Source organism: Streptomyces solincola (assembly GCF_002982015.1).
Lineage (GTDB): Bacteria > Actinomycetota > Actinomycetes > Streptomycetales > Streptomycetaceae > Streptomyces > Streptomyces solincola.
Map to the genome: position 1 here is coordinate 1 of NZ_PVLV01000101.1, position 21,073 is coordinate 21,073.

Genomic DNA, 21,073 nt, shown 5'->3' on the forward strand with positions numbered 1-21,073 from the left:
GTCCCGCACCTGCGTGGCACACCTGCATCGACCTCAGCCGCGGCACGGTCCGGATGATTCCAGACCGCACCGCGGCTGAGGGCACAACCTGTGGTGGCGGGGTCAGTGCGCCGCCACCGCGCGCAGCCGGACGTCGGCGCGCCGCTCGGCGGCGGCGTCCGAGTCGGACTTGGCGCGCTCCAGCGCGCGCTCGGCGCGCTGGGTGTCGATCTCGTCCGCCAGCTCGGCGATCTCCGCCAGCAGCGACAGCTTGTCGTCGGCGAAGGAGATGAACCCGCCGTGGACGGCGGCGACGACGGTCCCGCCGCCGGTGGTGCGGATGGTCACCGGGCCCGACTCCAGCACTCCCAGCAGCGGCTGGTGGCCGGGCATGACGCCGATGTCACCGGAGGTGGTGCGGGCGATGACCAGGGTGGCCTCGCCGGACCAGACACTCCGGTCCGCGGCGACCAGCTCGACGTGCAGCTCAGCGGCCAAGGGTGGCTCCTCGGGTCTCCACCCGGCGGCTCGGCCGGGTGTCAGGTCGTAAGTCTAGTGGGGCGCCGGGCGCCGGTGGGCGCCCGTCCCCGGGGTGGTGCGGGGCGGACGCCGGGGGGCGGGGGCGGACCCCGCCCCCCGGCGTCCGGACCGGATGGTCCGGGCTGCGGCGTGTCTTACGAGACGCCGAGCTCCTTGGCGTTCTTCTTCAGGTCCTCGAGACCACCGCACATGAAGAAGGCCTGCTCGGGGAAGTGGTCGTACTCGCCGTCGCAGATGGCGTTGAACGCGGCGATGGACTCGTCCAGCGGCACGTCCGAGCCGTCCACGCCGGTGAACTGCTTGGCGGCGTGGGTGTTCTGGGACAGGAAGCGCTCCACGCGACGGGCGCGGTGGACGACGAGCTTGTCCTCTTCGCCCAGCTCGTCGATGCCGAGGATCGCGATGATGTCCTGGAGGTCCTTGTACTTCTGAAGGATCCCCTTGACGCGGCTGGCCGCGGCGTAGTGGTCCTGCGTGATGTAGCGCGGGTCCAGGATGCGGGACGTGGAGTCCAGCGGGTCCACGGCCGGGTAGATGCCCTTCTCCGAGATCGGACGGGAGAGCACCGTCGTCGCGTCGAGGTGGGCGAAGGTGGTGGCCGGGGCCGGGTCGGTCAGGTCGTCGGCGGGGACGTAGATCGCCTGCATGGAGGTGATCGAGTGACCGCGGGTCGAGGTGATGCGCTCCTGGAGGAGGCCCATCTCGTCCGCCAGGTTCGGCTGGTAGCCCACCGCGGACGGCATGCGGCCGAGCAGGGTGGACACCTCGGAACCGGCCTGGGTGAACCGGAAGATGTTGTCGATGAAGAAGAGGACGTCCTGCTTCTGGACGTCACGGAAGTACTCCGCCATCGTCAGACCGGCCAGGGCGACCCGCAGACGGGTGCCCGGGGGCTCGTCCATCTGGCCGAAGACCAGGGCGGTCTTGTCCAGAACGCCGGCCTCCTCCATCTCGACCATGAGGTCGTTGCCCTCACGGGTGCGCTCGCCGACGCCCGCGAAGACCGACACACCGTCGTGCAGCTTGGCCACACGGACGATCATTTCCTGGATCAGCACGGTCTTGCCGACGCCGGCGCCGCCGAACAGGCCGATCTTTCCACCCTTGACGTACGGGGTGAGGAGGTCGACGACCTTCAGGCCGGTCTCGAACATCTCGGTCTTGGACTCGAGCTGGTCGAAGGCCGGGGCCTTGCGGTGGATCGTCCAGCGGTCGGCGCTCGCCACCGAGGACGGGTCGTCGTTGAGCACCTCGCCCAGGGTGTTGAACACCCGGCCCTTGGTGACGTCGCCGACGGGCACGGTGATACCGGTGCCGGTGTCGCGCACCGCGGCCTGGCGGACCAGACCGTCGGTGGGCTGCATGGAGATGGTGCGGACCAGGCCGTCACCCAGGTGCTGGGCGACCTCCAGGGTCAGCGTCTTGGTCGCGCCGGGGGTCGCCGGGTCCGGGACCTCGACGTGCAGCGCGTTGTAGATCTCCGGCATCGCGTCGACGGGGAACTCCACGTCGACGACCGGGCCGATGACCCGGGCGACGCGGCCCGTGGCGGCGGCCGTCTCAACTGTCGTCGTCATTACTTGTCACTCCCCGCGGCGTCGGCGAGGGCTGCGGAGCCACCGACGATCTCGCTGATTTCCTGGGTGATTTCGGCCTGGCGGGCCGCGTTGGCAAGCCGGGAGAGGCTGTTGATCAGGTCTCCGGCGTTGTCCGTCGCCGACTTCATCGCGCGGCGGCGGGCGGCGTGCTCGGAAGCGGCGGCCTGGAGCAGCGCGTTGTAGACGCGACTCTCGACGTACCGCGGCAGCAGGGCGTCGAGGACGTCCTCGGCCGACGGCTCGAACTCGAACAGCGGGAGGATCTCGCCCTTGGCGGGGGCCTCCTCGGCCTGGTCGAGGCTGAGCGGCAGCATCCGGTTCTGCACGGGCGTCTGCGTCATCATCGAGACGAACTCGGTGAAGACGATGTGGAGCTCGTCCACGCCGCCCGCGGCCGTGTCCGCCGTGATGGCCTCGATGAGCGGCGCGGCGACCTTCTTGGCGTCCGCGTAGCTCGGGCTGTCGGTGAAGCCGGTCCACGACTCCGCGACCTTGCGCTCGCGGAAGCCGTAGTAGGCCACGCCCTTGCGGCCGACGATGTAGCTGTCGACCTCCTTGCCCTCGCCGCGCAGCCGCTCGGTGAGCTGGTCCGCGGCCTTGATGGCGTTGGACGAGTAACCGCCGGCCAGACCCCGGTCGCTCGTGAGGAGCAGGACCGCGGCCCGGGTCGGGCTGTCCGTCTCGGTGGTCAGCGGGTGCGTGGTGTTCGACCCGGTGGCCACCGCCGTGACCGCGCGGGTCAGCTCGGTCGCGTACGGCGTGGAGGCCGCCACCTTGCGCTGCGCCTTGACGATGCGCGAGGCGGCGATCATCTCCATCGCCTTGGTGATCTTCTTGGTCGCCGTGACGGATTTGATGCGACGCTTGTAGACCCGGAGCTGCGCTCCCATGAGTCAGGTCCCTTCCGTCGTCACTTCGAGAGGTCGGCGGCGGCCGGGGCGTCCTCGGCCAGCAGCTTCCCGTCCGAGGTCTCGAACTGCTTCTTGAAGCCGGCGATGGCGTCGGACACCGAGGTCAGGGTGTCGTCGGACATCTTCCCGCCCTCGCGGATCGAGTCCATCAGGCCCTTGTGGTCGCGGTGCAGGTGCTCCAGCAGCTCCGACTCGAAGCGGCGGATGTCCTCGACCGGGACGTCGTCCATGCGGCCGGTGGTGCCGGCCCACACCGAGACGACCTGGTTCTCGGTCGGCATCGGCTGGTACTGGGCCTGCTTCAGCAGCTCGACCATGCGCTTGCCGCGCTCCAGCGACGCCTTCGAGGCCGCGTCCAGGTCGGAACCGAAGGCGGCGAACGCCTCCAGCTCACGGAACTGGGCGAGGTCCACGCGAAGCCGGCCGGAGACCTGCTTCATGGCCTTGTGCTGGGCGGAGCCACCGACGCGGGAGACCGAGATGCCGACGTTCAGGGCCGGGCGCTGGCCGGCGTTGAACAGGTCGGACTCCAGGAAGCACTGGCCGTCGGTGATGGAGATGACGTTGGTCGGGATGAACGCCGAGACGTCGTTCGCCTTGGTCTCGACGATCGGCAGACCGGTCATCGAGCCGGAGCCCATCTCGTCGGAGAGCTTGGCGCAGCGCTCCAGCAGACGGGAGTGCAGGTAGAAGACGTCGCCCGGGTAGGCCTCGCGGCCCGGCGGGCGGCGCAGCAGCAGGGAGACGGCGCGGTAGGCGTCGGCCTGCTTCGACAGGTCGTCGAAGACGATCAGGACGTGCTTGCCCTGGTACATCCAGTGCTGGCCGATGGCGGAGCCGGTGTAGGGCGCCAGGTACTTGAAGCCGGCCGGGTCGGACGCCGGGGCGGCGACGATGGTCGTGTACTCCAGCGCGCCGGCGTCCTCCAGGGCACCGCGCACCGAGGCGATGGTGGAGCCCTTCTGGCCGATGGCGACGTAGATGCAGCGGACCTGCTTGTCCGGGTCGCCCGAACGCCAGTTGTCACGCTGGTTGATGATCGTGTCGACGGCGAGGGCGGTCTTGCCGGTCTGCCGGTCGCCGATGATGAGCTGGCGCTGGCCGCGGCCGATCGGGGTCATGGCGTCGACGGCCTTGTAGCCCGTCTCCATCGGCTGGTGCACCGACTTGCGCTGCATGACCGTGGGGGCCTGCAGTTCGAGGGCGCGGCGGCCCTCGGTCGCGATCTCGCCGAGGCCGTCGATCGGGTTGCCGAGCGGGTCGACGACGCGACCCAGGTAGCCCTCGCCGACGGCGACGGACAGGACCTCGCCGGTACGGCTGACCGACTGGCCCTCCTCGATGCCGCTGAACTCACCGAGGACGATGGCACCGATCTCGCGCTCCTCGAGGTTGAGGGCGAGGCCGAGGGTGCCGTCCTCGAACTTCAGCAGCTCGTTCGCCATGGCGGAGGGCAGGCCCTCCACCTTCGCGATGCCGTCGCCGGCCAGGCTGACCGTTCCGACCTCCTCGCGCGAGGCCGCGTCCGGCTTGTACGACTGGACGAAGTTCTCCAGCGCGTCCCGGATCTCCTCCGGCCGGATCGTGAGCTCCGCCATCTGGGTTCCCTGCTCTCCTTGTTGGGCCCGAAGTCTTCATGGGGGTCTGGGGCTGTGCTGCCCGGTGCGGCTGGCGCCGCGGGCCCCCAGAGCTTCTGCATCCTGTGCACGGCCCAACCGGGCCGTCGGTGTTGCTTCGGTACTGCTTGCTTCTGTCAGACCGGCGTCAGCCGGCCAGGCGGCGCTCCGCCTCGTCGAGGCGGCTGGCGACGCTGCCGTCGATCAGCTCGTCGCCGACCCGCACCTGGATCCCGCCGAGGACCTGGGGGTCCACGTCGAGGTTGAGGTGCATCGGGCGGCCGTACAGCGCGGCCAGTGCGGCGCCGAGGCGCTGCTTCTGCCCTTCGCTGAGCGGCACGGCCGAGGTGACGACCGCGACCATCCGGTCCCGCCGCGCGGCGGCGAGCTTGGACAGGGACTCCAGTCCCGCTTCCAGGCTACGTCCCCGCGGCGCGGTGACCAGACGCGCGACCAGGCGCTCGGTGACCGGGTTGGCCCGGCCGCCCAGCAGGTCGCGCACCAGGCCGGCCTTGGCGGTGCCGGTGGCGGCCTTGTCGGTGAGCGCGGAGCGCAGCTCCGTGCTCGCCCCGACGATCCGGCCGAACCGGAACAGCTCGTCCTCGACGTCGTCCAGGCCGCCGGTCCGCTGCGCCGCCGTGAGGTCGGCGGTGCTCGCCAGTTCCTCGACGGCGTCGACCAGGTCGCGCGACTGGGACCAGCGGGAGCGGACCATGCCGGCCACCAGGTCGGCGGTGTCGCCGCCCACCTGGCCGGCGAGCAGCCGGGCGGCCAGCGTGGCCTTCGCCTCGCCGGGCTGCGCCGGGTCGGTGAGGACCCGACGCAGCGAGACCTCGCGGTCGAGCAGCGCGGTGACGGCGGCCAGTTCGCCCGCGATCGCCGCCGCGTCGGCCGACGTGGTGTCGGTCAGCGCGTCGAGCCGCTCGCGTGCGGCGGCCAGTGCCTCGCGGCTCGCTCCGTTCATCGGGCGGCCTCGGCCTTCTCCTCAAGCTCGTCGAGGAAACGGTCGATGGTGCGCGACTGGCGGGCGTGGTCCTCCAGGGACTCGCCGACCAGCTTGCCGGCCAGGTCGGTGGCGAGCTTGCCCACGTCCTGACGGAGCGCGGTGGCCGCGGACTTGCGGTCGGCCGCGATCTGGGCGTGGCCGGCGGCGATGATGTCCTCGCGCTGGCGCTGGCCCTCCGCGCGCATCTCGGCGATGATCGCGGTGCCCTGCTCCTGAGCCTCCTGGCGCAGGCGCGCGGCCTCGTGCCGGGCCTCGGCGAGCTGGGCCTTGTACTGCTCCAGAACGCTCTCGGCCTCGGCCTTGGCCGCATCGGCCTTCTCCATGCCGCCTTCGATGGCCTCGCGGCGCTCTTCCAGAACCTTGTTGATGTTCGGGAGGAGCTTCTTGGCGAGGACGCCGAAGACGATGGCGAAGGCGATCAGGCCGATGACGAGCTCGGGGATCGGCGGGAGGAGAGGGTTCTGGATCTCCTCCTGCGCAAGCTGAACCAGGTGGCTCATGTCAGTGCCTTTCGTCGAAAAAGGTGGTCCGACGATCCGGTTCAGCTGGGGACCGGGTAGACGAACGGCATGACCAGACCGATGAGGGCGAGCGCCTCACAGAGCACGAAGCCGAGGATCTGGTTGGAGCGGATCAGGCCGGCCGCCTCGGGCTGACGGGCCAGAGCCTGGGTGCCGTTGCCGAAGATGATGCCGACGCCGACGCCGGGGCCGATGGCCGCGAGGCCGTAGCCGATCGCGCCGAGGTTGCCCTGGAGGTTGACGGCGGCGAGGGTGTCGAGAGCAGACATGCCGTTTCTTCCTTCTCTTTCACGGACCGGTGGTGGTTGGCCACCGACGACTGGGGGTTGGGTGGGGCCTGCGGGTCAGTGGTGCTCGGCGAGAGCGCCCTGGATGTAGTTGCAGGCCAGGAGGACGAAGACGTAGGCCTGGAGCGCCTGGATGAACAGCTCGAACACCGTCAGCAGGAGCACCATGACGAAGGAGATGCCGGCGTAGGCGATGCCGATGCCGTTGAGCAGGTACCAGCTCGCGATGGTGAAGATCAGCAGCAGGACGTGCCCGGCGAACATGTTGGCGAAGAGCCGCACCGCGTGGGTGAAGGGCCGGATCAGCAGGTTCGAGAAGAGCTCGATCAGCATGACGGCCGGCAGCACCGCGCCGAGCGACTTGTCGTAGCCGGCGATGTTCTTCCAGCCGCCGACGAAGCCGTGGCGCTTGAAGGTCAGGCTGACCCACATCACGTAGACGATCGCCGCCAGGCCGACCGGGAAGGCGATCACGGAGGTCACCGGGAACTGGGCGACCGGGACGATCGACCAGATGTTCATGATCCAGATGAAGAAGAACATCGAGACCATGATCGGGACGTACTTCTCGCCCTCGCGCTTGCCCAGGGTCTCGTAGACGACGCCGCGGCGGATGAAGTCGTAGCCCGCCTCACCGACCATCTGGAGCTTGCCGGGGATCAGCTTCGGCTTGTTGAACGCCGCCCAGAAGAAGCCCACGACCACCAGGGTGCTCACCAGCGCCAGGAGCATCGGCTTGTTGAAGTCGATGCCTCCGACGGTGAACAGCGGCTCGAAGACAAAGGAGTGCAGGCCGGGAGCCGGGAAGCCGCATCCGTCGAAGATGTGGCAGTCGGTCTCGAAGGCGAGCACCTGCGTCGGGTCAGCACTCACCGCGGGCTCCTTCAGCGTGGCGCATGGGTACGGCAACCTCGTTGTGTCGGCGCGGCGCGAGGCCGCGGTTCGGCACTGGACTGGTGTTACGGATGTGGGGGCGGCGGTCGGGCTGTGCGCCTCGCGCTGGAACAGGCGTCGGCTCGGATGCCCGCGCCCGCAGTGCCGCAGTTGGCACCGGACGATAGCAGTTCGTCGAACGCGCCTTTATCCCGGCCCTACCCCGCACGGTGACGGCCCCGGCCCCTTGGTCTGCTCGCACGTCAGGAAGCCGTGGTCCGCTCGCTCGGACGGCTGGACTCCGGTTCGACGTACAGGGTCTTGGCCTTCATGTGCGCCACCGTCTGCGCGCCGATCCAGGTCAGGGTGGTCGCGATCAGCGAGAAGGCGAAGGCCCGCGGGTGGAACAGCGTGGTGTTCTTGAAGACGGCGAGAAAGACGAACAGCAGCAGGATCTGCGTGGTGTAGAGCAGCAGACCCATCGCCTGGAAGAGGTGGGGCATGCTCCTGGCGGTCCGCTGGAGGACCAGCAGTCCGCCGGCCATGAACAGCACCGTCACCACGGTCGCGACAACGCCGCCGACCGCCCCCTTGCCGCCGGCGACCACTCCGCTCACGACGGCGGCGATGGCGCCGACTCCGAGGGTGGGTACGGCTGCGGACAGAAGGGTGCGTGCGTCGTTGGACGGCATGGCGGCAGCTCCGCTTGCTTGGTGGGGGCAGGGTGTCGTCATGGACGAGCGTAGGCCCGGTCCGAGGCGTGTCTCGGGGCTGAGGGACCGTCGCACTACGGTCCTTCGGCTCTGTCGCCGGGTCTCGTGAACGGTATCACAAACTATTTGAATAGGTCTTTACCCATAAGGTGTGCTTACTCTCACACATGAGAGTGACCCTGCGCGTGTGTGCACGACACGGTCGCACTTTGTCTGGTATTGGCCGGCGATACGCGGTTCGTCAGCCCCGCGTTCCGGCCTTCCTCCGGTCGTGCACCCCGGACAGGGCGCCCAGCGCGGTCGCCCCGTTGACCCCCGCCGGTACCGGCTCCGGCTCAGCCTCCTCCGGCCATACGTCCGCCTGGTCGTCCGCCGGATGCCCGGACCCCGGCCCGTGCGGCTCGGCGGCCGCCGGCCGGCGCCTGCGCCGCCGGTAGCGCGGCGGGACGAAGGACTCCGCCCAGCGCGGGGCGCGCGGCGTGAAGCGCGGCAGCAGCAGGAGCACCAGCCCGATCGCGCTCAGGCCCACGATCGCCAGGACGATCCACATGGACGCCGAGTGCACCGAGTAGGACAGCGTCCCGAACGCGATCAGCGCCGACCAGAAGTACATGATCAGCACCGCCCGGCTGTGCGAGTGCCCGATGTCCAGCAGCCGGTGGTGCATGTGCCCCCGGTCCGCCGCGAACGGCGACTGGCCGTTCCAGGTCCGGCGCACGATCGCCAGCACCAAATCGGCCACCGGGATCGCGATGATGGTCAGCGGCAGCAGCAGCGGGATGAACACCGGCAGCGCCGCGTGGGTGGCCTGCCGGGTGGAGCCCTCGAAGATCTTCAGCGCGTCCGGGTCCACCTGGCCGGTGATCGAGATCGCCGAGGCGGCCAGGATCAGGCCGATCAGCATCGAGCCGGAGTCGCCCATGAAGATCCGCGCCGGGTGCATGTTGTGCGGCAGGAAGCCCAGGCACATGCCCATCAGGATGGCCGCGAACAGCGTCGCCGGGGCGGCCGCCTCGATGCCGTAGCTGTACCAGATGCGGTACGCGTACAGGAAGAACGCGCAGGCCGCGATGCACACCATGCCCGAGGCCAGCCCGTCCAGGCCGTCCACGAAGTTCACCGCGTTGATGGTGATCACCACCAGCGCCACCGTGAGCAGGGTGCCCTGCCACTGAGTGAGCGCGACCGTGCCGATGCCGGGGATCGGCAGCCACAGGATGGTGAGCCCCTGCATCACCATCACGCCGGCGGCGATCATCTGGCCGCCCAGCTTGATCAGCGCGTCGATCTCGAACTTGTCGTCCAGCACGCCGATCAGCCAGATCAGCGCCGCGCCCGAGAGCAGTGCCCGGGGCTCGTTGGACAGCTCGAAGACACTGTTGAGGTTCGACAGGTGGTCGGCGGTCAGCAGCCCCGCGCACAGCCCGAAGAACATCGCGATCCCGCCGAGCCTCGGCGTCGGCTCGCGGTGCACGTCCCGGGCCCGGATCGCCGGCATCGCGCCGACCGCGATGGCGAACTTCCGCACCGGGCCGGTCAGCAGATACGTCACCGCGGCCGTGACGCAGAGCGTCAGCAGGTAATCACGCACGGGCTGCCCCACAGAAAGTCGCCGGCCATCTCAGCCCCACACCCTAGCTCCGCCGCCCCGAGGGGAAGGACACCCCGGCCCCGCGGGACGGTTCCGCGGAAGCCTCCGTCACTCCCTGGCGACCGTTCGGCGCATGCGTCCGCCACTCCGCGCCGACAGTTCCCCGCACGCCACCGTCACTCTTCGGCGACGGTCGCGCGCACGCGTCCGTCACTCCCCCGCGACCGTCCCGGCGAATCGCGGGAAGGCCGACGCCAGCTCGCGCACCCGGCCGCGCAGCCGGGCCGCCGCGTCCGGATGCGGGCCGTGCAGCAGCGCCGCCGCGCACAGCTCGGCCACCGCCGCCATCTCCGGCGGGCCCATGCCCTGGGTGGTCACCGCGGCGGCGCCCAGCCGCAGGCCGCGCCGCCCGTCCCCGTACGGCAGCGCGCAACTGTCCAGCACGATGCCGGCCGCCGCCAGGCGGGCCCGGGCCGCCCGCCCGTCCACGCCCAGCGGCGCCGGGTCGGCCACGATCAGATGGGTGTCGGTGCCGCCGGTGACGATCCCCACACCGCGCTCGGCCAGCCCGCCGGCGAGCGCCCGGGCGTTCATCACCACCCGCCCGGTGTACTCCGAGAAGTCCGCCGTCGCCGCCTCCCCGAAGGCCACCGCCTTCGCCGCCACGGTGTGCATCTGCGCCCCGCTCTGGGTGAACGGGAACACCGCCCGGTCCATCCGCTCGGCCAGCTCCGCCCCGCACAGCAGCATCCCGCCGCGCGGCCCGCGCAGCACCTTGTGGGTGGTGGCGCACACCACGTCCGCGTACGGCACCGGGCTGGGCGCGCTGCCGCCGGCCACCAGGCCGATCGGATGCGCCGCGTCCACGATCAGCAGCGCCCCGACCTCGTCGGCGATCTCCCGGAACGCCGCGTAGTCCGGGTGCCGGGGGTAGCTGATCGACCCGCACACCAGCGCCCGCGGCCGGATCTCCCGCGCCAGCTCCCGCACCTGCGCGTAGTCGATCAGGCCGGTCTCCGGGTCGGTGCGGTAGGCGGTGAAGTCGAAGCAGCGGCCGGAGAGGTTCGCCGGCGAGCCGTGCGTCAGGTGCCCGCCGTGGCGCAGCCCCAGGGCCAGCACCGCGTCCCCGGGCCGCAGCAGCGCCGCGTACGCCGCGAGGACCGCCGAGGAGCCGGAGTGCGGCTGCACGTTGGCGTGCCCGGCGCCGAACAGCGCCCGGGCGCGGGCCGCCGCGATCCGCTCGGCCTCGTCGGCCGCCTCGCAGCCGCCGTGGTGCCGGGCGCCCGGATAGCCCTCGGCGTACTTGTCGGCGAGCGGGGAGGCGAGCGCGGCCAGCACCGCGGGGGAGGCGAAGTTCTCGGCGGCCACCAGTTGCAGGCCCTCCGCCTGCCGCCGCCGCTCGGCGTCCAGCACGCCGGCCAGCTCGGGGTCCTGCCGCGCCAGGGCCGCCGCCGAAGGCCCGTACGCCGGGCTCGGCGGCGCCTGGTCGGCCGCATCCGGCGTCCCTCGCGTCCCTCGCGCGGATGCGTCGGCGGCGTCGGTGACCGGCATGGTGGCTCCAGGCTTACGTACGGGGCCCGTATCCCCAATGTAGGCCGGGCCGCCGCCGGCGGCGCGCCGGAGCGGGAGCGCTCAGCGGCCGGTCGGTACGCCGGTCAGCGCGGTGACGACCGGTTCCAGGGCCTCGTTGATCTCGTCGCCGACCGAGCGGAAGTACGTGATCGGCGCCCCGTAGGGGTCGTTCACCTCGTCGGCCTCGGCGCTGGGCGCCAGCAGCCAGCCGCGCAGCGCGGCGGCGGCCCGCACCAGCGCCCGGGCCCGCTCCACCATGCCGTCGTGCAGCGGGTCGGGCAGCGTCGCCGGGTCTATCGCCCGCACCAGGCGGGTGAACTCCTTCAGCGTGAAGGTGCGCAGCCCCGCGGAGTGGCCCATGGAGATGACCTGCGCCCGGTGGTCGCGGGTCGCGGTCAGCACCAGGTCGGCGCGGATCACGTGCTCGTCGAGCAGTTCGCGCCCGGTGAAGCCGCTGGCGTCGGCGCCGAAGTCGGCGAGCACCGCCTCGGCGTTGGCCTCCATCGGGGCGCCCTCGTGGCCCCAGGTGCCCGCGCTCTCCACGATCAGCCCGCCGGCCGTGTCGACCGCGGCGCCGCCCAGCCGGTGGCCCAGGGCATGGCGGGTCAGCCGCTCGGTGATCGGTGAGCGGCAGACGTTGCCGGTGCTGACGTGGAGGATGCGGAACACGTCCGTGCCTATGCCACGCCCCTCAGGGACGGTCAACTGGCCACCTCGAGGTCGGGTACCACCTTGCGCAGCTCGTCGGCGTCGATGGAGCCGGCCCGCAGCAGCACCGGGCGGCTGCCGGTGACGTCCACGATGGAGGACGGGACGATCCCGGGGGTGGGGCCGCCGTCCAGGTAGACCGAGACGGAGTCGCCGAGCATCTGCTGGGCGGCGTCGCAGTCCTCCGGGGAGGGGTGGCCGGAGAGGTTGGCGGAGGAGACGGCCATCGGGCCGACCTCGGTGAGCAATTCGATCGCGACCGGGTGCAGCGGCATGCGGATGCCGACGGTGCCGCGGGTCTCGCCGAGGTCCCACTGGAGGGAGGGCTGGTGGCGGGCGATGAGGGTCAGGCCGCCCGGCCAGAACGCGTCGACCAGCTCCCAGGCCTGCTCGGAGAAGTCGGTGACCAGGCCGTGCAGGGTGTTGGGCGAGCCGATGAGCACCGGGGACGGCATGGAGCGGCCGCGGCCCTTGGCGGCCAGCAGGTCGCCCACGGCCTCCGGGCTGAAGGCGTCGGCGCCGATGCCGTAGACGGTGTCGGTGGGCAGCACCACGAGCTCCCCGCGGCGCACGGCGGACGCGGCCTCGCGCAGACCGGTGGTGCGGTCCGTCGCGTCGTTGGTGTCGTAACGCCGTGCCATCAGCGGTGCCTACTTTCTGTGGTCACTCGGTACGTCACGGCGTCGCCTTGCGGGCCGTGGCGAAGCGGGGGCGGTTGTTCAGGTCGGGGTGGTCGGCGGCGTCGGACCAGCCGGCCGCCTCGTGGAAGATCCACGGCACCTGGCCGCCCTGGGTGTCGGCGTGCTCGATGACGACCAGTCCGCCGGGCCGCAGCAGCCGGTGGGCGGTGCGCTCGATGCCGCGGATGGCGTCCAGGCCGTCCTCGCCGGAGAACAGCGCCATCTGCGGGTCGTGGTCGCGGGCCTCGGGCGCGACGTACTCCCACTCGGTGAGCGGGATGTACGGCGGGTTGGAGATCACCAAATCGACCTGGCCGTCGAGTTCGGGCAGCGCGCTGAGCGCGTCGCCCTGGTGGACGCTGACCCGGGAGCCCTGGGCGTTCTTGCGGGTCCAGACCAGGGCGTCCTCGGACAGCTCCACGGCGTGCACCCGGGAGCGCGGCACCTCCTGGGCCATGGCGAGCGCGATGGCGCCGGAGCCGGAGCACAGGTCGACGATCAGCGGCTCGACCACGTCCATGGCGCGCACCGCGTCTATGGCCCAGCCGACGACCGACTCGGTCTCCGGGCGGGGCACGAAGACACCGGGGCCGACCTGGAGCTCCAGGTAGCGGAAGAAGGCGCGGCCGGTGATGTGCTGGAGCGGCTCGCGGGCCTCCCGGCGGGCGACGGCCTCCCAGTAGCGGGCGTCGAAGTCGCCGTCCTGGACCAGGTGCAGCTCGCCGCGCTTGACGCCGTGCACGAACGCGGCCAGTTCCTCGGCGTCGAAGCGCGGCGAGGGCACGCCGGCGTCCGCCAGCCGCTGGGTGGCCTGGGCCACCTCGGCAAGCAGCAGGCTGCGGGGGCCTGGGGTGCGCCCCCCGGTGTGTGGCTGCACGCGGGTCCTCCGGATGGACTTCTCGACGCTGTCGGTGCGGGTGTTACGCGGCGGCGAGCTTCGCGGCGGAGTCCGCGTCGACGCAGGCCTGGATGACGGCGTCGAGTTCGCCGTCGAGGACCTGGTCGAGGTTGTACGCCTTGAAGCCGACGCGGTGGTCGGAGATGCGGTTCTCCGGGAAGTTGTAGGTGCGGATCTTCTCGGAGCGGTCCACGGTGCGGACCTGGCTGCGCCGGGCGTCGGCGGCGTTGCGCTCGGCCTCCTCCTGGGCGGCGGCCAGCAGCCGGGAGCGCAGGATGCGCAGGGCCTGCTCCTTGTTCTGGAGCTGGCTCTTCTCGTTCTGGCAGGAGGCGACGACACCGGTCGGCAGGTGGGTGATGCGCACCGCGGAATCGGTGGTGTTGACCGACTGGCCGCCGGGGCCCGAGGAGCGGTAGACGTCGATCCGCAGGTCGTTGGGGTTGACCTCGACGTCGATCTCCTCGGCCTCGGGCGTGACGAGCACGCCGGCGGCGGAGGTGTGGATGCGGCCCTGGGACTCGGTGGCGGGCACCCGCTGCACACGGTGCACCCCGCCCTCGTACTTCAGCCGGGCCCAGACGCCCTGGCCGGGCTCCTGCTGGCCGCGGGCCTTGACGGCCACCTGGACGTCCTTGTAGCCGCCGAGCTCGGAGTCGGTGGAGTCGATGATCTCGGTCTTCCAGCCGACGCGCTCGGCGTAGCGCAGGTACATCCGGAGCAGGTCGCCGGCGAACAGGGCGGACTCGTCGCCGCCGGCGCCGGCCTTGATCTCCAGGATGACGTCCTTGTCGTCGCTGGGGTCGCGCGGGACGAGCAGCAGCCGCAGCCGGTCGGTCAGCTCCTCGCGCTGCTTCTCCAGCTCCTTGACCTCGGCGGCGAAGTCCGGGTCCTCGGCGGCGAGTTCACGCGCGGTGGCGATGTCCTCGCCGGTCTGCTTCCAGGAGCGGTACGCGGCGACGATCGGCGTCAGCTCGGCGTAGCGCTTGTTGAGGGTGCGGGCGCGGGCCTGGTCGGAGTGGACCGCGGGGTCGGCGAGCGTCGTTTCGAGGTCGGCGTGCTCGCCGACGAGTTCCTCGACCGCCTCGAACATCGAAGGCTCCTGGATTCAGGTACGGGGGGAGTGCTGCCACAGCAACGGGGGCGCCTGCTGCGAGACGACGAACGCCGGTCCCGGCCGCCCCTGCGCGGAGCGGCCGGGAACCGGCGCGTCGACGGGCTACTTCGCGGAGCCGGCCTTCTTGCCGAAGCGGGCCTCGAAGCGGGCCACGCGGCCACCGGTGTCGAGGATCTTCTGCTTGCCCGTGTAGAACGGGTGGCACTCGGAGCAGACCTCGGCACGGATGTTGCCGTTGCCGATCGTGCTGCGGGTGGTGAACGACGCGCCGCAGGTGCAGCTCACCTGGGTCTCGACGTACTCGGGGTGGATGTCGCGCTTCAAGGTGTCTCCTAGGTCGTGGAGGGCGCCGGGTCGCAATCGCGCGGGCTTGCGCGTGCGTGAACCGGGGCCGACGTACCAGTCTGCCAGGACCGGCCGTATCTCCCAAAACCGGGGTGCGGGCCGATCTATTCCGGCCTGCTTCGCCTCACCGCACGACGTCGGCGGCGTGGCCGGTGGCGGCGTCCTTCGTGGCGGAGGCCGGGATCGGCCGGTCCGCGCGCAGCGCCTGCCAGACCTGCGCGGTCTGCTTCTCCAGCGGGATGACGCGGTCGGGGTCGGCCGGGTCGTACTGCACGGGCAGGGTGACCATGTGCACGTCGTCGGGGCCGAGGTCCTTCAGCGAGCCGGCGAAGTCGGACAGCTCCTTGACGCCGTCCAGCTCGGAGTCCGGGGTGATGGTCTTGGTGGCGGTGTCGGCGAGATCCCACAGCTTCTTGGGGTTGCCGAACACGCCGACCGAGGTGGCCTGCTCGATGAACGCCTTCATGAAGGCCTGCTGGAGCTGGATGCGGCCGAGGTCGCTGCCGTCGCCGACGCCCTTGCGGGTGCGGACCAGGCCGAGGGACTGCTCGCCGTTCAGGGTGTGGGTGCCGGCCGCCAGGTCGAGGTGGCTGCTCTTGTCCTCGATGGGCCGGGTGGTGGTGACCTCCACCCCGCCGAGGTCGTCGATGAGCTTCTTGAAGCCGGTGAAGTCGACCTGCATGAAGTGGTCCATGCGGATGCCGGACATGCCCTCGACGGTCTTGACCGCGCAGGCGGGGCCGCCGGCCTCGAAGGCGGTGTTGAACATGGCGTGCCGCTGCCCGGAGACGGTGGAGCCGTCGGCGGCCTTGCAGTCGGGCCGCTGGACGATGGTGTCCCGGGGCACGGAGACCACGCTGGCCTTCTTGTGGCCTTCGTACAGGTGGACGATCATCGCGGTGTCGGAACGGGCGGCGCCCTCGTCCCTGCCGTAGTCGCCGTTGGCGCCGGCCCGCGAGTCGGAGCCGAGGACCAGGATGTCCATGGAGCCGTCGTCCACGTCCTGCGGGCGGCTGTCGCCGCCCAGCGCGGCGTTGATGTCGACGCTGTCGATGTTGCCGTTGAGCGTGTAGTACGCGTAGCCGACGCCGCAGCCGCCCACCAGGACGACGCCGGCAGCGGACCAGGCGGCTATGCGCGCCGCGCGGCGCCCCTTGCCCGGCGGCCGGCGGCGGCGCCCGGTGGCGCGTATGCGGCTGCTCTTGCCCTGCTCGGCCATGCTCTCCCCAGTCCTTGCTGATCCCGCTACCCCCCGGCCGGGACAAGCGGACGCTGTCCGGCTTGTCAGACGGGGAGGCGGCACTCAGGGTTGCACGGGCTCCTAAGAGGTTCCGAAGAACGCGGTGCGCCCACCGGGCGGGGCCCGGTGGGCGCGATATGCGGCATGAGCTGCGGTTTCCTCCCGCCGAGAGACACCCGGGACGCCTCGGCCGGCGACCGGTCGAGGTGGCGTAAGTCGCACCCCGACCGCCTCCGGCGGGGCCTGCGGCCGCCTCGGGGCAGGCCACTGCCCACCGCACAGGGCGGTGGGCAGTGGGAGGTCTGTGCTGCGTTCTCAGCCGAACAGGTTGTACGCCTGCCAGCCGCTGCCGAAGGCGACGCGGGCGTGGAAACCGCCGTTGCCCTTGCCGGGGTAGAGCCAGAGCTTGCCGGCGGTGTCCCGGGCGAACACGTCGGCGTGGCCGTCGCTGTTGACGTCACCGGTGGTGGTCAGGGCGTTCATGCTGGCGAAGGCGCCGACCAGCACGGACGCCGACCACGGCTTGGCGGCGACGCCGGTGCCCTTGTACAGGTAGGTCTTGCCGTCGCTCTTGCGGGCGAAGATGTCGGCCTTGCCGTCGGCGGTGAAGTCGCCGTGGCCGCGCACCATGGTGAAGGCGCCCCAGCCTGAGCCGACGCTCACCGGGGCGGCGAAGCCGCCGTCGCCCTTGCCGGGGTAGATCCGCATGGTGCCGGCGGAGTCGACCGCGATCATGTCCGGCAGCTCGTCACCGGTGACGTCACCGGGGGTGAGGATCTGCTTGTGCTTGCCCCAGCCCTTGGCGACCAGTTTCTGCTGCCACTCGCCGGCGGCCCGGACGAAGCGCTCCCAGTACACGTCGCCGCCGGCGGTCCGGTACAGCACGTCCTGGATGCCGTCGCGGTTCAGGTCGGTCTGGAGGAGCAGGGTGACGCCGCCGAAGTCACCGTGGTTGGCGACGCGGGTCAGACCGGTGACCTTGGAGTGCCAACTGAACAGCGACGTGTCCGAGGTACGACGGGCCAGCAGGTCAGCCGTGTGGTCGTCGTTCCAGTTGGTGTCGTCGACGCGGGACTGGATCGGCGCGGAGTACGTGGTGGCCTTGGCGTAGACGCCGAACTTGCCCTTGGCCGAGCAGTCCTCGTCACCCCAGGAGACGATGCCGGCGAGCTTGCCGCCGACGACCAGCGGGCCGCCGGAGTCGCCGTTGCAGGTGGTCTCCGAGGTGGCGTCGGACCCGGTGGGCGCGGCTCCGGCACAGAGCATGTGGCCCTTGATGAAGCCGTCCGGGTACGCCGCCGCGCACGAGGCGTCGGAGACGATGTCGGCGTCGGCGACCTTCAGCTTCGGCGAGCCGCTGTCGAGGACGGTGGAGCTGGTGCGGCCCCAGCCGTAGACCTTGCCGTCGCGCCCCGCCTGGTAGAGCGCGGAGTCGGTCGGCTGCGCCAGCGGCAGGATCTTGACGTTGCTCGGCACCGGGGTGTCCAGCGTGAGCACGGCCACGTCGTTGTCGAGCGAGTAGGCGTCATACAGCGGGTGGTTCCACTGGCGGTGGGCGCCGATCGCCATTCCGCCGTTCAGGCCGGTGGTCTGGCCGGGGCTGGGCGGCGTCGCGAGCGTCCGGTCGGTACCGACCACGACCACGCCCTTGTCGTACCACTTGACACCCTTGACGCAGTGCGCCGCGGTGGCGATCTTCGTCGGGGCGATGACCGCGCCGCCGCAGAAGTAGCTGTCGCCCGCACCGTCCTCGAAGTAGAGCTGCGCCATCCACGGTGCCGCGGAGATGGTGGTGGTGGAGCCGCCGATGATGCGGGCGCCGGGCTTGCCCTGGCCGCTCCCGGCGGCGGGCGCGTCCTCGCGGGCGGCGGCGTCCGGCTGCCGCACGAGGGAGCGCTGGTTCTTCGCACCGGCCTTCAGCATCTTGGCCAGCCGGGCGCTCAGCTCCTGCTGGGAGATCGGCGCGGGCGTCGACGGGCCGGCGCTGAGCTGCGGCGTCTGGCTGGCCTCGGCGGAGCCGGAGCCGGTGACGACGATGCCGGCCCCGGTCAGTGCGGCGACGGCGGCGACGGCCGGCAGCGCGAGGCGCATACGACGCTTGTGCCGGCCCCCGCGGGTGCGTATCTGCACTCAGGTGTCCTTCGGTAGGCCCGGCAGGGCACGGCGCCCCGCCGGAGAACGTCTCTCGGACGGCGGGGCACGGCAAGCGTTGCGGGCAGCGCGGCTCGTGGGCCCCCCGGCCCGGCCGCAGCTGCGCAGTGGAAATCCCCCCACCCGATCGGCTGATCATACGCGGGCGCGCTGACGCCCTACCAGCGGGTTGCGGGTGTCCGCGGAAAACGGGACCGCCCCGTCACCTCGGGGGTGACGGGGCGGTCCGGTGACGCCGGTGGACGCGGTGTGTCAGTCGTTGTTGCCGTTGCCGGCCGACGGGGTCGTCTTCTGGATCTGCATCAGGAACTCGCCGTTCGACTTGTGCTGCTTCATCTTGTCCAGCAGCAGTTCGACGGCCTGCTGCTGGTCGAGCGCGTGCAGCACCCGGCGCAGCTTCCAGACGATGGCCAGCTCGTCGCTGCCGAGGAGGATCTCCTCCTTGCGCGTGCCGGAGGCGTCGACGTCGACGGCCGGGAAGATGCGCTTGTCGGCGAGCTTCCGGTCGAGCTTGAGCTCCATGTTGCCGGTGCCCTTGAACTCCTCGAAGATCACCTCGTCCATCCGCGAGCCGGTGTCGACCAGCGCGGTGGCCAGGATGGTCAGCGAGCCGCCGTCCTCGATGTTGCGCGCCGCGCCGAAGAAGCGCTTCGGCGGGTACAGCGCGGTGGAGTCCACACCACCGGACAGGATGCGGCCGGAGGCGGGCGCCGCGAGGTTGTAGGCGCGGCCCAGGCGGGTGATGGAGTCCAGCAGGACGACCACGTCGTGGCCCAGCTCCACCAGGCGCTTGGCGCGCTCGATGGCCAGCTCGGCGACGGTGGTGTGGTCCTCGGCGGGCCGGTCGAAGGTCGAGGAGATGACCTCGCCCTTGACCGACCGCTGCATGTCGGTGACCTCTTCGGGCCGCTCGTCGACCAGGACGACCATCAGGTGGCACTCGGGGTTGTTGCGGGTGATCGCGTTGGCGACCGCCTGCATGATCATGGTCTTGCCGGTCTTCGGCGGGGCCACGATCAGACCGCGCTGGCCCTTGCCGATCGGCGACACCAGGTCGATGATCCGCGTGGTCAGCACGCCCGGGTCGGTCTCCAGGCGGAGCCGGTCCTGAGGGTAGAGCGGGGTGAGCTTGTTGAACTCCGGCCGTCCGCGCCCGGATTCGGCGGCCATGCCGTTGGCGGAGTCCAGGCGCACCAGCGCGTTGAACTTCTCGCGGCGCTCGCCCTCCTTGGGCTGGCGCACCGCGCCGGTGACGTGGTCGCCCTTGCGCAGGCCGTTCTTGCGGACCTGGGCGAGCGAGACGTACACGTCGTTGGGCCCGGGCAGGTAGCCGGAGGTCCGGATGAACGCGTAGTTGTCGAGGATGTCGAGGATGCCGGCGACCGGGATCAGCACGTCGTCCTCGGAGACCTGCGGCTCGGTGCCGAAGTCGTCACGCCCGCGGCGCCCGCGGCGGTCGCGGTAGCGTCCGCGGCGCCCGCGGCGCCCGCCGTCGTCGTCGAAGTCGTCCTGCGGGCCGGACTGGCCGCCCTGCTGGCCGCCCTGGCGCTGCTGACGCTGGCCGCCGCCGCCCTGCTGGTCGTCGCCCTTGCCGCGGCCCTGCCGGTCCTGGCGGTCGCGCTGGCGGTCCTGCCGGTCCTGGCGGTCGCGCTGGCGCTCGCGCTGGCGGTCCCGGCGGGAGCCCTCGGCGCCGCCGTCCTGCTGCTGGTCCTTGCCGCCGGCCCCGGCCTCGGGCTGGGTCTCGGTCCGGGCGTCCGCGCGCACCTCGGTACGGGTGTCGGCGCGGGTGTCCCCGTCGGGGCTGCCGGCCGGCGCGGTGGCGCGGCGGCGGCGGCGCTCGCCGGCGGGCTGCTCGTCGGCGGCCTGCTCGGCCGGGGCGGCCTTGGCCGCGGCCTGCCCGGAGGGCTGGCCGGGGATGTCGATCTGCTGCTGGGCGACGGCCTGCTCGGCGGCCTTGCCGGCCGGAGCGGCGTCCTGGGGGGCCTTCGCGGCCTTCGCCGTCCTGGCGGGCTTGTCGGCCTTGCCCTCGGCGTCGTCGCCGGTGCGCGTACGGGAGGTGGCGCGCCGCTTCGGCTTGGTCTCGCCGGCCGCCGGGTCGGCGGCCTTCGGGGCGGCGGAGCCGCCGGAGGCCTGCGCCTCCTTGATGACCTCGATCAACTGGCCCTTGCGCATCCGCGCGGTGCCCCTGATGCCGAGGCCGGAGGCGACCTGCTGCAGCTCGGCCAGGACCATGCCCTCCAGGCCGGTGCCGGAGCGGCGGCGCCGTGCGGTGGTGCCGGTGGCAGCACCTTCGGCGGGCGCGGGGTTGTCGACGGCGGAGTCGGCAGTCACGCCCATCAGATCGGTGGTGTCGCTCACGAAGGGTCCTTCCCTGGAGCGGACGTCGGCCTTCTGGCTCGGCGACCGGTTGTGCTGTCCGACGGCGGTCCTCGATGGCGGACCGTGTCGGGGCGGTGGTCCCGCCGGGTACGGCGGAGGGGAGATGACGTGCTGTCCGGCCCGAGGCCCCCTGCTCGGCCCTCTGCTGAGACAAGCGAGGGGTGTCGCGCGCCGGTTCCGGAGCGTGCTCGAAACTGCTCAGGCAGGCTGCTCAGGCAGTGGAGGAGGCTCCCGGAAGAACGGTGGTCCCGGAAGGGGACACTCAGCACCGCGCCATGACGGCAGCGGGTGCAGACTTGAGGTTAACACTACCGGCTCCAACAAACATTCCCCCTCTCCCACACCGGCAAT

Annotated in this window: 19 protein-coding genes; all 19 read right to left on the bottom strand. The window is 71.4% G+C overall.

Features of this window, described 5'->3' with window-relative positions:
* Positions 1 to 102: 102 nt before the first annotated feature.
* The 19 genes from C6N75_RS07995 to rho all read right to left on the bottom strand — a co-directional run bounded on the left by C6N75_RS07995 (position 103) and on the right by rho (position 20,701).
* Entirely contained in the window at positions 103 to 477 is a 375-nt protein-coding gene (locus C6N75_RS07995) for a F0F1 ATP synthase subunit epsilon (protein WP_105868155.1), read from the bottom strand.
* 176 nt (positions 478 to 653) lie between these two features.
* Positions 654 to 2,096 carry a F0F1 ATP synthase subunit beta gene (gene atpD, locus C6N75_RS08000; protein WP_105868156.1) on the bottom strand — a complete coding sequence of 481 codons (1,443 nt, stop codon included), beginning with the start codon at positions 2,094 to 2,096 and terminating at the stop codon, positions 654 to 656.
* Entirely contained in the window at positions 2,096 to 3,007 is a 912-nt protein-coding gene (locus tag C6N75_RS08005) for a F0F1 ATP synthase subunit gamma (protein ID WP_105868157.1), read from the bottom strand. Before C6N75_RS08005 ends, atpD begins: the two co-directional genes overlap by 1 nt.
* A 20-nt stretch (positions 3,008 to 3,027) precedes the next feature.
* A complete protein-coding gene (atpA, locus tag C6N75_RS08010; protein ID WP_105868158.1) occupies positions 3,028 to 4,626 on the bottom strand; it encodes a F0F1 ATP synthase subunit alpha in 1,599 nt (532 codons plus the stop codon).
* 166 nt (positions 4,627 to 4,792) lie between these two features.
* A complete protein-coding gene (locus C6N75_RS08015) occupies positions 4,793 to 5,608 on the bottom strand; it encodes a F0F1 ATP synthase subunit delta (RefSeq protein WP_105868159.1) in 816 nt (271 codons plus the stop codon).
* The gene (locus C6N75_RS08020) at positions 5,605 to 6,150 is read right to left on the bottom strand and encodes a F0F1 ATP synthase subunit B (protein ID WP_105868160.1); all 546 of its coding nucleotides are present in this window, start codon (positions 6,148 to 6,150) and stop codon (positions 5,605 to 5,607) included. Before C6N75_RS08020 ends, C6N75_RS08015 begins: the two co-directional genes overlap by 4 nt.
* Before the next feature lie 41 nt (positions 6,151 to 6,191).
* Positions 6,192 to 6,440, bottom strand: a complete 249-nt coding sequence (atpE, locus tag C6N75_RS08025; protein ID WP_105868161.1) for an ATP synthase F0 subunit C — start codon at positions 6,438 to 6,440, stop codon at positions 6,192 to 6,194.
* Positions 6,441 to 6,515: 75 nt separating this feature from the next.
* Positions 6,516 to 7,331 carry a F0F1 ATP synthase subunit A gene (gene atpB / locus C6N75_RS08030; RefSeq protein WP_105868162.1) on the bottom strand — a complete coding sequence of 272 codons (816 nt, stop codon included), beginning with the start codon at positions 7,329 to 7,331 and terminating at the stop codon, positions 6,516 to 6,518.
* Between the two features lie 263 nt (positions 7,332 to 7,594).
* Positions 7,595 to 8,023 carry a hypothetical protein gene (locus C6N75_RS08035; RefSeq protein ID WP_105868163.1) on the bottom strand — a complete coding sequence of 143 codons (429 nt, stop codon included), beginning with the start codon at positions 8,021 to 8,023 and terminating at the stop codon, positions 7,595 to 7,597.
* Between the two features lie 262 nt (positions 8,024 to 8,285).
* Positions 8,286 to 9,635, bottom strand: coding sequence for an MraY family glycosyltransferase (locus C6N75_RS08040; protein ID WP_105868175.1), 1,350 nt, complete (start codon positions 9,633 to 9,635; stop codon positions 8,286 to 8,288).
* A 210-nt stretch (positions 9,636 to 9,845) separates the two neighbouring features.
* A complete protein-coding gene (locus C6N75_RS08045) occupies positions 9,846 to 11,186 on the bottom strand; it encodes a serine hydroxymethyltransferase (RefSeq protein WP_105868164.1) in 1,341 nt (446 codons plus the stop codon).
* 81 nt (positions 11,187 to 11,267) lie between these two features.
* A complete protein-coding gene (locus C6N75_RS08050) occupies positions 11,268 to 11,912 on the bottom strand; it encodes an arsenate reductase/protein-tyrosine-phosphatase family protein (RefSeq protein ID WP_105868165.1) in 645 nt (214 codons plus the stop codon).
* Positions 11,909 to 12,556, bottom strand: a complete 648-nt coding sequence (locus tag C6N75_RS08055; RefSeq protein WP_105868166.1) for an L-threonylcarbamoyladenylate synthase — start codon at positions 12,554 to 12,556, stop codon at positions 11,909 to 11,911. The genes C6N75_RS08050 and C6N75_RS08055 overlap by 4 nt, the downstream gene beginning before the upstream one ends.
* 34 nt (positions 12,557 to 12,590) lie before the next feature.
* Entirely contained in the window at positions 12,591 to 13,472 is an 882-nt protein-coding gene (gene prmC, locus C6N75_RS08060) for a peptide chain release factor N(5)-glutamine methyltransferase (protein WP_181160397.1), read from the bottom strand.
* 43 nt (positions 13,473 to 13,515) lie between these two features.
* A complete protein-coding gene (gene prfA / locus C6N75_RS08065) occupies positions 13,516 to 14,583 on the bottom strand; it encodes a peptide chain release factor 1 (protein ID WP_105868168.1) in 1,068 nt (355 codons plus the stop codon).
* 126 nt (positions 14,584 to 14,709) lie between these two features.
* Positions 14,710 to 14,931 carry a 50S ribosomal protein L31 gene (gene rpmE / locus C6N75_RS08070; protein ID WP_105868169.1) on the bottom strand — a complete coding sequence of 74 codons (222 nt, stop codon included), beginning with the start codon at positions 14,929 to 14,931 and terminating at the stop codon, positions 14,710 to 14,712.
* 145 nt (positions 14,932 to 15,076) lie between these two features.
* Positions 15,077 to 16,171, bottom strand: coding sequence for an LCP family protein (locus C6N75_RS08075; protein ID WP_105868170.1), 1,095 nt, complete (start codon positions 16,169 to 16,171; stop codon positions 15,077 to 15,079).
* A gap of 336 nt (positions 16,172 to 16,507) precedes the next feature.
* Positions 16,508 to 18,322: a trypsin-like serine protease gene (locus C6N75_RS08080; protein WP_265737434.1), complete on the bottom strand. Its 1,815-nt coding sequence runs from the start codon at positions 18,320 to 18,322 to the stop codon at positions 16,508 to 16,510.
* A 273-nt stretch (positions 18,323 to 18,595) separates the two neighbouring features.
* Complete coding sequence (gene rho, locus C6N75_RS08085) at positions 18,596 to 20,701, bottom strand: transcription termination factor Rho (protein ID WP_105868171.1); 2,106 nt, start codon at positions 20,699 to 20,701, stop codon at positions 18,596 to 18,598.
* Between the last annotated feature and the right edge of the window lie 372 nt (positions 20,702 to 21,073).

Bases quoted from the DNA above. Each gene is read 5' to 3' on its own strand.
- C6N75_RS08075 (WP_105868170.1), bottom strand. From the start codon at position 16,171: ATGGCCGAGCAGGGCAAGAGCAGCCGCATACGCGCCACCGGGCGCCGC.
- C6N75_RS08035 (WP_105868163.1), bottom strand. From the start codon at position 8,023: ATGCCGTCCAACGACGCACGCACCCTTCTGTCCGCAGCCGTACCCACC.
- C6N75_RS08005 (WP_105868157.1), bottom strand. From the start codon at position 3,007: ATGGGAGCGCAGCTCCGGGTCTACAAGCGTCGCATCAAATCCGTCACG.
- C6N75_RS08045 (WP_105868164.1), bottom strand. From the start codon at position 11,186: ATGCCGGTCACCGACGCCGCCGACGCATCCGCGCGAGGGACGCGAGGG.
- C6N75_RS08055 (WP_105868166.1), bottom strand. From the start codon at position 12,556: ATGGCACGGCGTTACGACACCAACGACGCGACGGACCGCACCACCGGT.
- atpA (WP_105868158.1), bottom strand. From the start codon at position 4,626: ATGGCGGAGCTCACGATCCGGCCGGAGGAGATCCGGGACGCGCTGGAG.
- atpD (WP_105868156.1), bottom strand. From the start codon at position 2,096: ATGACGACGACAGTTGAGACGGCCGCCGCCACGGGCCGCGTCGCCCGG.
- C6N75_RS08015 (WP_105868159.1), bottom strand. From the start codon at position 5,608: ATGAACGGAGCGAGCCGCGAGGCACTGGCCGCCGCACGCGAGCGGCTC.
- C6N75_RS08020 (WP_105868160.1), bottom strand. From the start codon at position 6,150: ATGAGCCACCTGGTTCAGCTTGCGCAGGAGGAGATCCAGAACCCTCTC.
- atpE (WP_105868161.1), bottom strand. From the start codon at position 6,440: ATGTCTGCTCTCGACACCCTCGCCGCCGTCAACCTCCAGGGCAACCTC.
- prfA (WP_105868168.1), bottom strand. From the start codon at position 14,583: ATGTTCGAGGCGGTCGAGGAACTCGTCGGCGAGCACGCCGACCTCGAA.